A 15,127-nucleotide genomic window follows, 5' to 3' on the forward strand; every position below is an offset into this window, starting at 1 on the left:
TGCCCGCGGGATTCCGTAGGCTTCCGGGGTGAGCGAAAACAGCGAGTTCAGGTTCGGTCCCGCCACCGGGGTCGGGTCCATGCCGGGCGGTGACGCGCGGGAGGCCGCGAAGACCGTCACCGGTTCCTTCGAGGACTTCCCCTTCCTTGCCGAACTGCCCGCGCGCGGGCCCGGGGCGGACATGATCGGCCGGACCGCGGGGATGCTCGTCGAGCTGTACGCGCGCGTGGAGCCCAGCGGCTGGCGCTTCGGGGACCGGCCCGGCCGGGACACCAAGCGCGCCAGGTCGTGGCTGGGGGAGGACCTCGACGCCCTGGAGGAGTTCACCCAGGGATACGAGGGCCCGCTCAAGGTCCAGGCCGTCGGTCCCTGGACCCTGGCGGCCGCGCTGGAGCTGCGGAACGGCGAGTCCGCCCTCTCCGACCCGGGCGCCTGCCGCGACCTCGCCGGATCGCTCACCGAGGGACTGCGCCTCCACCTCGACGAGGTCCGCCGGCGGGTGCCCGGCGCCGAGGTCGTCCTCCAGCTCGACGAACCTTCCCTGGTCGCCGTGCTCCGCGGCAGGGTGCCCACCGCCAGCGGCTACCGCACCCACCGCGCGGTGGACCGGCAGATCGCGGAGGCCACCCTCCGGGACGTCATCGGGGCGAACGGCGGCGGTCCCGTCGTCGTCCACAGCTGTGCGCCGGACGTCCCCTTCGCCCTGTTGCGCCGGGCGGGCGCGGCGGCGGTCTCCTTCGACTTCTCCCTTCTCACCGAGCGTGACGACGAGGCGATCGGGGAGGCGGTCGAGGGCGGCACCCGGCTGTTCGCCGGTGTCGTCCCCGGAGTGGACGTCCCATTGTCCGACCCTGCCGGTAGCGTCATGGGTGTCAGGACGCTGTGGCGCAGGCTGGGGCTGCGGCCGGGTCTGCTCGCGGAGGCGGTCACGCTCACTCCGTCGTGCGGACTCGCGGGGGCTTCCCCCGACTTCGCGCGCAGGGCGCTGGCCCACTGCGTCCGGGCGGCGAGATCCCTCGCGGACAACCCAGAGTAACGGGAGGACACAACGGTGGCCGGCGAAGAGCACGCAGAGCCCACATCGGTACCCGCCGAGGCACGGGAGCGGCACGCGCAGCTCGCCGAGCAGATCGAGGAGCACCGTTTCCGGTACTACGTGAAGGACGCCCCGGTCGTCTCCGACGCGGAGTTCGACACGCTGCTGCGGTCCCTGGAGGCGCTGGAGGAGGAGTACTCCGAGCTGCGGACGCCGGACTCGCCGACCCAGAAGGTCGCCGTCGAGTACGAGACCGACCTCGCCGAGGTCGAGCACCGCGAGCGCATGCTCTCCCTGGACAACGTCTTCGACGACGCGGGGCTCGCCCTGTGGGCCGGGCGGGTGGCCAAGGACGTGGGCACGTCCGACTACCACTTCCTGTGCGAGCTCAAGGTCGACGGTCTCGCCGTGAACCTGACGTACGAGGACGGACGGCTCACCCGCGCCGCCACCCGTGGCACCGGCCGGACCGGCGAGGACATCACGCCGAACGTCATGACGATCGCCGAGATCCCGCACCGGCTGAAGGGCGATCACTTTCCCCGGCTCGTCGAGATCCGCGGCGAGGTCTACTTCCCGATGAAGGCGTTCGGAGACCTCAACGCGCGACGTGTGGCCGCCGGAGAGAAGCCGTACGCCAACCCCCGGAATTCCGCCTCGGGTTCGCTGCGGCAGAAGGATCCCAAGGTCACGGCGACGCTCCCGCTCCACATGGTCGTCCATGGCATCGGTGCCCTGGAAGGCTTCGAGGGGCTCGGCCGGCTGTCCGAGGCCTACGGCCTGCTGCACTCCTGGGGGCTGCCGACCACGCGGTACGCCAAGGTGGTCGACGACCTCGACGGCGTACGGGAGTTCATCGCGTACTACGGCGAGAACCGTCACTCCGTGGAGCACGAGATCGACGGTGTGGTCGTCAAGCTCGACGAGATCCCGCTCCAGGGCCGGCTCGGCTCCACCGCGCGCGCACCCCGCTGGGCGATCGCCTGGAAGTACGCGCCCGAGGAGGTCAACACCAAGCTCGTCAACATCCGGGTCGGCGTGGGCCGTACGGGCCGGGTCACGCCCTACGCGCAGGTCGAGCCGGTCACGGTCGCCGGCTCCGAGGTCGAGTTCGCCACCCTGCACAACCAGGAGGTCGTGAAGTCCAAGGGCGTCCTCATCGGGGACACGGTGGTGCTGCGCAAGGCCGGTGACGTCATCCCCGAGATCCTCGGACCGGTGGCCGACCTGCGGGACGGCAGCGAGCGGGAGTTCGTGATGCCGTCCGAGTGCCCCGAGTGCGGGACGCCGCTGCGCGCGATGAAGGAGGGCGACATCGACCTGCGCTGCCCCAACGGCCGTTCCTGCCCGGCGCAGTTGAGAGAGCGCGTCGCCTATCTCGCGGGCCGGGAGTGCCTGGACATCGACCACTTCGGGAACGTGGCCGCGGCGGCGCTGACCCGTCCGCTGGAGCCCGTGGCCCCGCCGCTCGTGGACGAGGGCGACCTCTTCGACCTCACCGTCGAGCAGTTGCTCCCGATCAAGGCGTACGTCCTGGACTCGGACAGCGGTCTGCCCAAGCGGGACCCGAAGACCGGGGAGGAGAAGGTCGTCACGGTCTTCGCCAACCAGCAGGGCGAGCCGAAGAAGAACACGCTTGCCCTGCTGGAGAAGATCGCCGAGGCGAGGACCCGTCCGCTCGCCCGGTTCCTCAACGGGCTCTCCATCCGGCACGTGGGTCCGGTGGCCGCCGAGGCGCTGGCCCGCGAGTTCCGTTCCGTCGACCGTATCGAGCAGGCCACCGAGGAGGAACTCGCCGCGGTCGACGGGGTCGGCGGGATCATCGCGACCTCGGTCAAGGAGTGGTTCGCCGAGGACTGGCACCGCGAGATCATCCGCAAGTGGAAGGCGGCCGGAGTCCGGATGGAGGACGAAGGCGCTGGTGAGGACGAGGGACCGCGTCCCCTCGAAGGCCTCACCGTCGTGGTCACGGGCACGCTCGAACACCACACGCGGGACGGGGCGAAGGACGAACTGCAGAGCCGTGGAGCAAAGGTGACCGGCTCTGTTTCGAAAAAGACATCTTTCGTTGTAGTGGGTGACAATCCCGGATCGAAGTATGACAAGGCGATGCAGTTGAAGGTTCCGGTCCTGAACGAGGAGGGCTTCGCCGTGCTGTTGGAGCAAGGACCGGACGCGGCCGCGGAGGCCGCGCTTTCCGTCGAGGAATAGCGGTTGAACACCACCCGTTCGGCGCATATCGGATGCATAGGGGTGACCAGGCCGCATTCGGGCAACCGTCGACGACCGCTGCCCGTGGAAGCCTTCCGCGGCCTACTGTTGACGTGTGCGCCCACCGTGCCCGGCAGCGGTCGGCGCATCCTCCGCTCCCGAGGAGCCGGAGGAAGGGTTTTCCGACGCGGCACCGTTGGCAGTGGTCGCCGGCGACGGATCGCGTGGCGTGGGTACCGCCGGCAGTGAGAGGGACGGGAATGGAACCGACCGAGAGCGCCGCTCCCGACTCACGGCTGCGCCTGCGCCGGACGACCGGCGCGTGGCTGAGCGGCCTGCGGGCGGGACGGGCTCCGGACCGCGCCGCCCGGGGCGGAGCCGGCGCGCCGCGCAACCTTCCCGCCGTCCCCGGCACCCTCACCGCCGAGCGCGGCACCGGCCTGCCGGGACAGGACCCCGAACGACATCTGTCCTGGCCCGCGCTGCCCGCGGCGGTCGTGGCCATCGCCGCGTTCGTCCTGGGCGCGGGGTTCTACCGAGCGTTCAGCGGTCATCACGCGCTCTTCCCGTGCGGCACGGTCGGCTGGGCGCTGGCGCTGCTCACCGGCGTCATCGTCGGTCACCTGGTCGCGCTCGGCCGGGCCCGCTGGTGGGGCGGCACCGGTTCCGGAGCCGCCCTCACCCTCGCGGTCCTGCTGCTGTACGGCTGGGTGCCGGCCGGCATGGTCAGCCTCACCGTCGTCGTCCTGGTGGGCACGGCCCGCCGCAACCGCTGGCGCCAGGGCGTCCTGCACGGCGCCGTCGACATCCTCGGCATCGGCGCCGGAGCCCTGGTCCTCGCCTCGTTCGGACGGTTCCCGAGCGTCGAGACCCCCTGGGCCCCCGCCACCTGGACGTTCTACGCCGTACCCCAGCTCGTGCTGGTCGCCGGCGCCTATCTCGCCGTCACCCGGGCCCTGCTCTGGTACCTGAACACACCGGGCGGCGGCCTGCCCACCGTCGCCCGCACCGCCCTCGTCAGACAGGGGCTCGTCGCCGTCGCGCTGCTCGGCATCGCGCCGCTGATCTGCGTGGTCGCGACGGCCCAGCCGGCGCTGCTGCCGCTGTTCTCGATCCCCCTGATCGCCCTCGACTCCACCCTGTGGATAGCCCGCGCGCGGGCCGAGGAACAACTGCGCGACCCGCTGACCGGGCTGCCGAACCGTCAGTGGCTGCTGGAGCGCACCTGGACCGCGCTGGACGACGCCGAGCGCATCGGTGCCCGCTCCGCCCTGATGCTCATCGACCTGGACCGCTTCCGTTCGGTCAACGACACGCTGGGACACCTCGCCGGTGACCGGCTGCTCGTCCAGATAGCCGAGCGGCTGAGGCTGGCCCTGCCGCGCGGGGCGGAGGCCGCGCGGCTCGGCGGAGACGAGTTCGCCGTGTTACTGCCGGTCGCGGACTCCACCACCTCGGCCACCCGGGTCGCCCGCAATCTGGTCGCCACCCTCGGCTCGCCGCTCGACCTGGACGGACTCACCCTCGTCCTGGAGGCCAGCGCCGGGCTCGCCGTCTTCCCCGACCACGCGCTCGACGCGGAGGGGCTGCTGCGCCGCGCGGACATCGCGATGTACCAGGCGAAGCGGGACCGCACGGGAGTGGAGGTGTACGAGTCCAAGCGGGACTCCAACACGCCCGACCGGCTCGGCCTGCTCGGCGATCTGCGCCGGGCCCTGGACACCGGCGACGTCCAGCTGCACTACCAGCCCAAGGTCCGCTTCGACGGGCAGGTGGCCGGCCTCGAGGCCCTGGTCCGCTGGGTGCATCCCGAGCGCGGCAAGGTGCCGCCGGACGAGTTCATCGCCATCGCCGAGTCCTCCGGGTTGATGCCCCATCTCACCGAGTACGTCCTGGAGACGGCCCTCGGGCAGGTCGCGCGCTGGCGGGCCCAGGGGCTGTACGTGCCCGTCGCCGTCAACGTGTCGCCGCGCGACGTCCACACGCCGGGGTTCGCCGGTGCCGTCGCCGCTCGTCTCGCGCGGCACGGAGTTCCCGCGGGAGCGCTCCAACTGGAGATAACGGAGCATGTGCTCCTGGAGGACCCGCAGCGGGCCGCCGACACGCTCGCGGCGCTCACCGGGCACGGCGTGAAGATGTCCCTGGACGACTTCGGCACGGGGTACTCCTCGCTGGTGCATCTGCGCCGGCTCCCGGTCAGCGAGCTGAAGATCGACCGCTCGTTCGTGGCGCGGCTCGCTGTGGACGCCGAGGACGCGGAGATCGTGCGGTGCACCGTCGACCTCGCGCATTCGCTGGGGCTTCTCGTCGTGGCGGAGGGCGTCGAGGACGACGAGACGTGGGAGCGGTTGCGGGATCTGGGGTGTGACGCGGTGCAGGGGTGGCTGGTGGCCGCGGCGATGCCGCCGGACGAGGCCACGGCGTGGCTCCTGGCGCGGGGCGTCCGAGGCTGGCAACGCCCCCGAGCCGCACTCCCGGCAGCGGAGTAACTCCCCCCGGCCTCCGGCCAGGCGTTCCCCGCCCTCGCACCACCCGTTCACCCCCAGCCGACCACCCGGGCTCGCCCGCTTCGCCGCCCCGCCGTCGGCGGCATGCGGTCGCGGGGCAGCAGGGGAGTATCCCCGGCCTCCGGCCGGGTGTTCCCCGCCCACGCACCACCCGTTCACCCCCAGCTGACAACCCGGGCTCGCCCGCTTTCCCGCCCCGCCGTCGGCGGCGTGCGGCCGCGGGGCAGAAGCGGGGAGCACCCGGCCGGAGGCCGGTGGGTTCAACTGTCCGGCAGCCGCCGGCGGCGCAGCACCAAAGTGGCAGAGCCCGGCTTGGCAGGAGGCGAACGGGTGGTGCGTGGGCGGGGAAGACCCGGCCGGAGGCCGATGGGTTCAACCGTCCGGCGGTCGCCGGCGGCGCGCCACCAAGGCGGCGGAGCCCGGCTTGGCAGGGGGCGAACGGGTGGTGCGTGGGCGGGGAACGCCCGGCCGGAGGCCGGTGAGTCGTCCGGCTGGAGGGGCGGGTGGTCGGGGTGGTGGCAAACCCGGGCGCGGGCATGGGGGCGGGGCCCATAGGATTGGGCCAAAACACACGCACTCACCCCCAGAGGATCGCTGCATGCCTGGCATCACGCGCGAGGAGGTCGCCCACCTCGCACGGCTGGCGCGTCTGGAGCTGAAGGGCGAAGAGCTCGACCACTTCGCAGGCCAGCTGGACGACATCATCGGCGCGGTCGCCCGCGTCAGCGAGGTCGCCGACCAAGACGTACCGCCGACCTCTCATCCGCTGCCGCTGACGAACGTCATGCGCGTGGACGAGGTCCGTCCGTCGCTCACCCCCGAGCAGGCGCTCTCCGGCGCCCCGGCCCAGGAGCAGCAGCGTTTCAAGGTGCCGCAGATCCTGGGGGAGGACTAATCACCATGACGGACACCAACGTCAACATCATCAAGCTCACCGCGGCCGAGATCGCCGGCAGGATCGCCGCGGGCGAACTGACCGCCGTCGAGGTCACCGAGGCGCACCTCGCCCGGATCGAGGCCGTCGACGAGAAGGTGCACGCCTTCCTGCACGTCGACCGCGAGGGCGCCCTCGCCCAGGCGCGCGCCGTGGACGCCAAGCGGGAGGCCGGCGAGAAGCTCGGCCCGCTCGCCGGCGTGCCGCTCGCGCTCAAGGACATCTTCACCACCGAGGGCATCCCGACCACCGTCGGGTCGAAGATCCTCGAGGGCTGGATCCCGCCGTACGACGCGACGCTCACCAAGCGGCTCAAGGCCGCCGACGTCGTCATCCTCGGCAAGACCAACATGGACGAGTTCGCCATGGGGTCCTCCACCGAGAACAGCGCGTACGGCCCCACCGGCAACCCCTGGGACCTCACCCGGATCCCCGGCGGCTCCGGCGGCGGCTCCTCCGCGGCCCTCGCCTCGTACCAGGCGCCCCTCGCCATCGGCACCGACACCGGCGGCTCGATCCGCCAGCCGGCCGCCGTCACCGGCACGGTCGGCGTCAAGCCGACGTACGGCGCGGTCTCCCGCTTCGGCATGGTCGCGTTCTCCAGCTCCCTGGACCAGGGCGGCCCCTGCGCCCGTACGGTCCTCGACGCGGCCCTGCTCCACGAGGTCATCGCCGGGCACGACCCGCTCGACTCGACCTCCATCGACGCCCCGGTCCCGCCGGTCGTCGAGGCCGCCCGCAACGGCAGCGTGAGCGGCATGCGCGTCGGTGTCGTCAAGCAGTTCCGCGGCGAGGGCTACCAGGCCGGTGTCGTGCAGCGCTTCGACGAGTCCGTCGCGATGCTCAAGGAGCTCGGCGCCGAGATCGTCGAGCTGGACTGCCCGTCCTTCGACCTGGCGCTCTCCGCGTACTACCTGATCGCGCCGTCCGAGTGCTCGAGCAACCTCGCCCGCTTCGACGGCCTGCGCTACGGCCTGCGCACGGGCGACGACGGCACGCGCTCCGCCGAGGACGTCACCGCCCTCACCCGTGAGGCCGGTTTCGGCCCCGAGGTCAAGCGCCGCGTCATGCTCGGCACGTACGCGCTCAGCTCCGGCTACTACGACGCGTACTACGGCAGCGCCCAGAAGGTCCGCACGCTCATCACGCGCGACTTCGAGAAGGCGTTCGAGCAGGTCGACGTGATCGTCTCGCCGACCACGCCCACCACCGCCTTCCCGATCGGCGAGCGCGCCGACGACCCGATGGCGATGTACCTCGCGGACCTGTGCACCATCCCGACCAACCTCGCCGGCAACGCCGCCATGTCGCTGCCCTGCGGTCTCGCCCCGGAGGACAACCTCCCGGTCGGCCTGCAGATCATCGCTCCGGCGCTGAAGGACGACCGCCTGTACAAGGTGGGTGCCGCCGTCGAGGCCGCCTTCGTGGAAAAGTGGGGTCACCCGCTGCTTGAGGAGGCTCCGTCGCTGTGAGCAAGGCAATGTCCAAGGCCAAGGGCTTCAAGAAGTCCAAGTCCGGCACGTATCTGTCCATGGCGGGCACCGCGTTCGGTGCCATCGGTGTCGCGAAGCAGGTCAAGAAGGCCCGCAAGGAGAACGACACGCTGCGCCTCATCGACGCGGCCGTGTCCGCCGCCGCCATCGTCACCGGCCTCGCCATCCTCTACCGGGAGCTCAAGCGCCTGGGCGACGACGACGTCCTGCTGGGCTGAGAGGGAAGTTTTCACCGTGACCACCACGACCGACCTGGTGTCGTACGAGGACGCGCTGGCGTCGTACGACCCCGTCATGGGCCTCGAAGTCCATGTCGAACTCGGCACCAAGACGAAGATGTTCTGCGGCTGTTCGACCGAGCTGGGCGCCGAGCCCAACTCGCAGACCTGCCCGACCTGCCTCGGCATGCCCGGCGCCCTGCCGGTCGTCAACGCGACCGGCGTCGAGTCCGCCATCAAGATCGGCCTCGCGCTGCACTGCGAGATCGCCGAGTGGTGCCGCTTCGCCCGGAAGAACTACTTCTATCCGGACATGCCGAAGAACTTCCAGACCTCCCAGTACGACGAGCCGATCGCCTTCAACGGCTATCTGGACGTCCAGCTGGAGGACGGCGAGGTCTTCCGCGTGCAGATCGAGCGCGCCCACATGGAGGAGGACACCGGAAAGTCGACGCACGTCGGCGGTGCCACCGGCCGCATCCACGGCGCCTCGCACTCCCTGCTGGACTACAACCGCGCCGGCATCCCCCTCATCGAGATCGTCACCAAGCCGATCGAGGGCGCCGGCGAGCGGGCCCCCGAGGTCGCCAAGGCGTACGTCGCCGAGCTGCGCGAGCTCATCCGGGCGCTCGGCGTGTCGGAGGCCCGCATGGAGATGGGCCAGATGCGCTGCGACGTGAACCTCTCCCTGCGCCCGCACGGGCGTGAGAAGTTCGGCACGCGTTCCGAGACGAAGAACGTCAACTCCCTGCGTTCCGTAGAGCGGGCCGCCCGCTTCGAGATCCAGCGCCACGCCGCGGTGCTGAACTCCGGCGGCACGATCATCCAGGAGACCCGCCACTTCCACGAGGACACCGGGTCCACGACCTCGGGCCGCGTGAAGGAGGAGGCGGAGGACTACCGGTACTTCCCGGAGCCCGACCTCGTCCCCGTCGCCCCCTCCCGCGAGTGGGTCGAGGAGCTGCGTGCCGGGCTGCCCGAGCAGCCGCTGGCCCGCCGCAACCGGCTGCGCGAGGAGTGGGACGTCAACGCCCACGACATGCAGTCGATGCTGAACGCCGGTGCCATCGACTCGATCGTCGCGACGATCGAGGCCGGTGCCGACTCCACCTCCGCCCGCAAGTGGTGGATGGGCGAGCTGGCCCGCAGCGCCAACGAGTCGGGCACGGCCCTGGAGGACCTGCCGATCACCCCGGCACAGGTCGCCCGGGTGTCCGCGCTGGTCGCCGCCGGTGACCTGAACGACAAGCTGGCCCGTCAGGTCATCGAGGGCGTCCTCGCCGGCGAGGGCACCCCGGACGAGGTCGTCGACAAGCGCGGTCTGAAGGTCGTCTCGGACGAGGGCGCGCTCACCGCCGCCGTCGACGAGGCCATCGCCGGGAACGCGGGCATCGCCGACAAGATCCGTGGCGGCAAGGTCCAGGCCGTGGGCGCGCTCGTCGGCGCGGTCATGAAGGCCACCCGCGGCCAGGCCGACGCCGCGCGCGTCAAGGAGCTCATCCTGGAGAAGCTGGGCGTCTCCGAGGGCTGAGATCCGGGTTTTCCCACATCCCAGGGGGTGCGCCGTCACCGGCGCACCCCCTGGGGTCTGTGTCGGCGTGCTCAGGTCAACGCGCTACGCTCCCGCGCCATGAGTGGAAGTACGGACTCCGAGACGCCCGACCGCACGACGCAGGACCGCGAGACCCGCGACGACCGGGTCCGGACCCCGGAGGTCCCGGCCCCGACGGCGGCCCCGGAGACGCAGGACCGGGACGGCGACCGGGCCCCGGAGGGCCCCGCCCCCGAAGACCCCCGCCCCGACGGTGACGACCCCGACGGTGACGACCCCGACGGTGACGACCCCGACGGTGACGACCCCGACGGCGGTGACCCGCACGATGACGACTCGGAATACGACGAGTACGACCCGCAGGCGCGGCGGGCGCGCTGGACCGCGGTCGCGACGGGCGTCCTGCTGACCGTCGCCGGACTCGCCGCGTCGGTGATGCGGACCTCCGTCTCCGGAACCGCCCTCATACCCCTCTCCTACGCCGCGGGAGCCCTCCTGTGTGCCGGGGCGTCGGCGCTCGGGGCCAAGGGCCGCACCCGGCGGGCCCTGTGGCTGATGATCGTCGGGGTGATGGTCATGGCCGTGGGTGACCAACTGGACTGAGCGGGTCCGACAGGGTGACGCGGACCACGGAAACCTGCTGTGACCTCGGTCGCAGTCCTGTGAGTAAGCCCACGAATGCGACAAAGGATCATTTCCGGCTGCAAGAGTGATGACGCATTAGTCATGTGTTCTTTGCGGGCAGTTCCCGATAAAGATCCACAAATCCCCCAGGGAGCTCGCTCGTGGCAGCCCTTGCACGGTGGTGCGTCCAGCATCGCCTCGTCGCCGTTCTGCTGTGGCTTCTGGCCTTCGGCGGTGTGACCGCCGCCGCTGCCGTGACGGGTTCCGCCTACTCCAACGACTACGAGGTCCCCGGCACGGAGTCGGGCCACGCGACGCAGCTCCTGAACAAGGGCTTCCCCGGCCTCGGCGGTGACAGCGACACGATCGTCTGGCACACCGATCCGGGCACCGTGCGCTCGGCCGACGTCGAGCAGAGCATGACCCAGGCCCTCGACAAGATCGAGAAGCTCCCCGGAGTGGCCTCCGTCGACAGCCCGTACACCCACCAGGGGTCGGGCCGGACCGACGCGGCCGGACAGATCAGCCGGGACGGCCGGACGGCGTACGCGACGATCACCTTCGCCGACCGGGCCGAGAACCTCGACAAGGGCGAGGTCCAGGCCGTCGTCGACACCGCGAAGGCCGCCGAGTCCAAGGGGCTCGACGTCGAGCTGGGCGGCACCGCCATCGCCCTCACCAAGCCCTCCGGCGGGCACATGGCCGAGATCGTCGGCGTGGCCGTCGCCGCCGTGGTCCTCTTCCTCGCCTTCGGCTCCCTCGCCGCCTCGATGCTGCCCATCGCCACCGCCCTGGTCGGCGTCGGCACCGCCTACTTCGGCATCGTGCTCCTCGGGCACGCCATGACCGTCGCCGACTTCGCCCCCATGCTCGGCATGCTGGTGGGCCTCGGCGTCGGCATCGACTACGCGCTGTTCATCGTGACCAGACACCGGCGCGGCCTCAAACGCGGGCTGCCGGTGGCCGAGGCGGCGCAGAACGCCGTCGCCACCACCGGACGCGCGGTCGTCTTCGCCGGAGCCACGGTCTGCATCGCCCTGCTGGGCATGCTCATCCTCAGGCTCAGCTTCCTCAACGGCGTGGCGATCGCCGCGTCCCTGACCGTCGTCCTCACCGTCGCGGCCTCCGTGACCCTGCTGCCCGCGCTGCTGTCCTTCATCGGGCCGCGCGCGCTCAGCCGCCGCGAGCGCCGGCGCCTGGAGGAGCACGGGCCCGAGCCGGAGATGGCCACCGGGTTCGCCGCCCGCTGGTCCGCCTTCGTGGAGCGCCACCCCAAGCTGCTCGGCGTCGTGGCCGTCGTCGTGATGGCCGTCCTCGCCCTGCCCACGCTCTCCCTCCACCTGGGTACGTCCGACCAGGGCAACGACCCGAAGACGACGACGACCCGGCAGGCGTACGACCTGGTCTCCGAGGGCTTCGGCCCCGGTGTGAACGGGCCCCTGACCCTCGTCACGAAGGTCGGCGGCGCCGAGGACCGGCTCGCCCTGGACAACCTGGACGCCACCCTGCGGGCCACCGAGGGCGTCGCCTCGGCCACCCCGGTGACCTACAACAGCTCCGGCGACACCGCCTTCCTGACCGTCGTCCCGGCCTCCGCTCCGCAGTCCCAGAAGACCAGCGACCTCGTCGACCGGCTGCGCGACGACGTCCTGCCGCGCGCCGAGTCCGGCACCTCCCTCGACGTCCAGGTCGGCGGGGTGACCGCGAGCTACGACGACTTCGCGGACGTCATCATCGGCAAGCTCCCGCTGTTCGTCGGCGTGGTGATCAGCCTCGGCTGCGTCCTGCTGCTGCTCGCGTTCCGTTCGATCGGCATCCCCCTGAAGGCCGCGGCCATGAACATCGCCGCCGTCGCCGCGGCGTTCGGCGTCGTCGTCGCGATCTTCCAGTGGGGCTGGGGGAGCGAGTTGCTCGGTCTCGGCCGCGCGGGCCCGATCGAGCCGTTCCTCCCGGTGATCATGGTGTCCGTGCTCTTCGGGCTCTCCATGGACTACCAGGTCTTCCTGGTCAGCCGGATGTACGAGGAGTGGCTCGAGACCGGTGACAACCGGCGTGCCGTCCGGGTCGGCCTCGCCGAGACCAGCCGGGTGATCAACTCCGCCGCGGTCATCATGATCTCGGTCTTCCTCGCCTTCGTGCTCAGCGGCGACCGCGTGATCGCGATGTTCGGCATCGCGCTGGCCTCCGCCGTCGCCCTGGACGCCTTCGTCCTGCGCACCCTCCTCGTCCCCGCGCTCATGCACCTGCTCGGCGACGCCAACTGGTGGCTGCCCCGCGCGCTCGACAAGCGGCTGCCCCGCATCAGCATCGAGCCGCCCGAGTGCCGGGCCGCCCATGAGAGGCTGGCCGAGGCCACGGACGCCGAGGCGGCGGAGGTACTGGGCCGCGCCGCGGCCGAGGCCGGGGACGTCGACGTGGCGGACGCCGGACCGACGGATGTGACGACGAAGGAGCGCTGACGGGTGTACGCCAGGAGCCTCGGGGACGACGGAGCGGAACTGCGGCCCCTGGAGACCTGGCACGACGAGGAGTTCCTCGCCCACCTGGACCGCGGGCGTGAGTTCATCGGGCGGTTCATCCCCTTCGGCGCCGGGGCCACGGACGTGGCCTCCGCACGGACCGAGCTCCGGCGGTGGGCCGACATGCGGACCGAGGGCACCGGGGCCCTGCACGGCCTGTGGCTGGACGGGAAGCTCGTCGGCGGTGTGCTCTGCATGAAGCTCGACGCGGACCAGGGCACCTGCGAGGTCGGCTGCTGGCTGGAACCCGCCGCCTCCGGACACGGCCTGGTCACCCGCGCGATGCGGATCCTCATCGACTGGGCGGTCGGCGAGCGCGGGATCCACCGCGTCGAGTGGGTCGCCGCCGCGGGCAACGTCCCGAGCCTGAACGTGGCCCGCAGGCTCGGCATGAGCCGGGACGGCGTCCTCCGGCAGAAGCGCCTCCACCACGGGGTCCGGCACGACCTGGAAGTGTGGTCCGTACTGGCGCCCGAGTGGCGTGCCGCCCGTGCGGACACCGCCCACAAGGATCATTAAGGAACCTCTCAGAGAGCATCCGTACCGTGCCGCACATGGGAACCACAACAGTTGACGAGCCCGGGGCCGAGACCGGGACCGAGGCACGGCGCGACGAGCAGACCGTGGACGTCACCAAGGCGGACGCGGCCGGGGCCGGTACGGACGAGGAGACCGCGGCCGACGCCCAGGACCGGGACGAGGACGGCACGGACCCCGACGAGGACGAGACGGACGAGAACCCCGCGGACGACGCCGCCGCCGGGGAAGCGGACGCCGGCGTCGGACAGGGTGCCGCGGCCGTCGTCTCCGCCGGACTCGGTGTCGTGTCGCTGACCGGCAGCTGGGTCGGCACCGTGGCCGCCGCCCGCGAGACCCTGGTCGGCCAGCTGGAGACCTCGTCGACCGCGACCGTCGCCAAGCAGGTCAAGGAGGTCTACGGCGACGCCTGGGCGACCACCGCGCTCATCGGCGGCCTGTTCGCGCTGGCCGCGCTGATCGTCGGTGTGTTCGTGCTGGTGCGGCCCGCCTTCGGCGCGCCCGGCAGGCCGCAGGCGGCCTGGATCAAGTCCGTCGCCTGGGCCGGCGTGTCGCTCGGCGTCGTCGGGCTGGTGCTCGCGGTCGCCAAGTACTCCGACGTCATCCTCGGCCTGCCGTCCACCGGCTGACCCGGGGAAACCCGCACATCTCTGAGGGGCCTTAGGGCCGGCACGGGAAACCGTAAGCCGCCCTAAGGCCCTTCGCGTTCCCAAGATGCGGAACTCTCCCGATGTGGCCGACCCCCCTGGGAGACGAAGGTTGAGACATCGCCACCGGGCGAGATCGAAACCGGCTCTTCCCAAGGGGTACAAGATGTTCGAGTACGAGCTCCACCGTCTGCGGTCCGCCGACCTGATCCGCGAGGCCCAGGCCTACCGGCTCGCCCGCGAGGCCACGAGCACCCGCCGGGCCGCCCGCCGCGCCGCCGGCGCCCGGTCCGCCCACGGTGACACCGACGAGCGGGCCCATAGCGACCGTCCCCGCCGGCACCGCTTCGCCCGCGCCGTATGAGCGCCGGGGCACCCGTGGACGGCCGGCCGCCGTCCGCCGGTCCGCGAAACGCGCGGGACGGCGGACCGGGGGCCGGCCGTCTCCCGCCGGAGGCCGGCCGGCCCGCGGACGGGGCACCGCCCGTCCCGCCCGACCGCCTCTCGTCGAAGGCCGGCCGGGCCGCTGACGCAGCACCGCCCGCCGTCGCGGCCGACCACCTCCCGCCGAAGGCCGGCCGGCCCGACGAGGCACCGCCCGCCGTCCCGGCCCACCGCCTCCCGCCGAAGGCCGGCCGACCCGCCGACGGGGCACCGCCCGCCGTCCCGATCACTACTGCCGCCGCACCGGCCCTCACCACCGTCCCCGCAACGGCAACGGCAACGGCAACGGCAACGGCAACGGCAACGGCAACGGCAACGGCAACGGCAACGGCAACGGCAACGGCAACCTCAGCCGCAGCCGTCCCGGCCACCGCCGCCGCTTCCACCACCCGCCCGGCCGCCGCC

The 15,127-nt window shown here is 71.8% G+C and carries 12 protein-coding genes; all 12 read left to right on the forward strand.

The window, feature by feature from the left end:
* Positions 1-28: 28 nt before the first annotated feature.
* Entirely contained in the window at positions 29-1,036 is a 1,008-nt protein-coding gene (locus IO36_RS23260; protein WP_037622615.1) for a methionine synthase, read from the forward strand.
* Positions 1,037-1,051: 15 nt separating this feature from the next.
* On the forward strand, positions 1,052-3,247 hold the full coding sequence (gene ligA, locus IO36_RS23265; RefSeq protein ID WP_037622618.1) for an NAD-dependent DNA ligase LigA: 2,196 nt from the start codon (positions 1,052-1,054) through the stop codon (positions 3,245-3,247).
* Between the two features lie 260 nt (positions 3,248-3,507).
* Positions 3,508-5,736, forward strand: coding sequence for a putative bifunctional diguanylate cyclase/phosphodiesterase (locus IO36_RS23270; protein ID WP_037622620.1), 2,229 nt, complete (start codon positions 3,508-3,510; stop codon positions 5,734-5,736).
* 616 nt (positions 5,737-6,352) lie between these two features.
* On the forward strand, positions 6,353-6,649 hold the full coding sequence (gatC, locus tag IO36_RS23275) for an Asp-tRNA(Asn)/Glu-tRNA(Gln) amidotransferase subunit GatC (protein ID WP_037622623.1): 297 nt from the start codon (positions 6,353-6,355) through the stop codon (positions 6,647-6,649).
* 5 nt (positions 6,650-6,654) lie between these two features.
* Positions 6,655-8,160 carry an Asp-tRNA(Asn)/Glu-tRNA(Gln) amidotransferase subunit GatA gene (gatA, locus tag IO36_RS23280; RefSeq protein WP_037622625.1) on the forward strand — a complete coding sequence of 502 codons (1,506 nt, stop codon included), beginning with the start codon at positions 6,655-6,657 and terminating at the stop codon, positions 8,158-8,160.
* Between the two features lie 8 nt (positions 8,161-8,168).
* A complete protein-coding gene (locus tag IO36_RS23285) occupies positions 8,169-8,399 on the forward strand; it encodes a hypothetical protein (protein ID WP_037622628.1) in 231 nt (76 codons plus the stop codon).
* Positions 8,400-8,415: 16 nt separating this feature from the next.
* Complete coding sequence (gene gatB / locus IO36_RS23290; RefSeq protein ID WP_037622630.1) at positions 8,416-9,930, forward strand: Asp-tRNA(Asn)/Glu-tRNA(Gln) amidotransferase subunit GatB; 1,515 nt, start codon at positions 8,416-8,418, stop codon at positions 9,928-9,930.
* Positions 9,931-10,029: 99 nt separating this feature from the next.
* Positions 10,030-10,554 carry a hypothetical protein gene (locus tag IO36_RS46075; protein ID WP_209441256.1) on the forward strand — a complete coding sequence of 175 codons (525 nt, stop codon included), beginning with the start codon at positions 10,030-10,032 and terminating at the stop codon, positions 10,552-10,554.
* A 182-nt stretch (positions 10,555-10,736) separates the two neighbouring features.
* A complete protein-coding gene (locus IO36_RS23300; protein ID WP_037622633.1) occupies positions 10,737-13,034 on the forward strand; it encodes an MMPL family transporter in 2,298 nt (765 codons plus the stop codon).
* 3 nt (positions 13,035-13,037) lie between these two features.
* Positions 13,038-13,613: a GNAT family N-acetyltransferase gene (locus tag IO36_RS23305; protein WP_037622636.1), complete on the forward strand. Its 576-nt coding sequence runs from the start codon at positions 13,038-13,040 to the stop codon at positions 13,611-13,613.
* 35 nt (positions 13,614-13,648) lie between these two features.
* A complete protein-coding gene (locus tag IO36_RS23310; RefSeq protein ID WP_037622640.1) occupies positions 13,649-14,260 on the forward strand; it encodes a hypothetical protein in 612 nt (203 codons plus the stop codon).
* 184 nt (positions 14,261-14,444) lie between these two features.
* Positions 14,445-14,642 carry a hypothetical protein gene (locus IO36_RS23315; protein ID WP_037622642.1) on the forward strand — a complete coding sequence of 66 codons (198 nt, stop codon included), beginning with the start codon at positions 14,445-14,447 and terminating at the stop codon, positions 14,640-14,642.
* Positions 14,643-15,127 lie beyond the last annotated feature (485 nt).

It is taken from the genome of Streptomyces aureus (assembly GCF_000725495.1).
Lineage (GTDB): Bacteria > Actinomycetota > Actinomycetes > Streptomycetales > Streptomycetaceae > Streptomyces > Streptomyces aureus_B.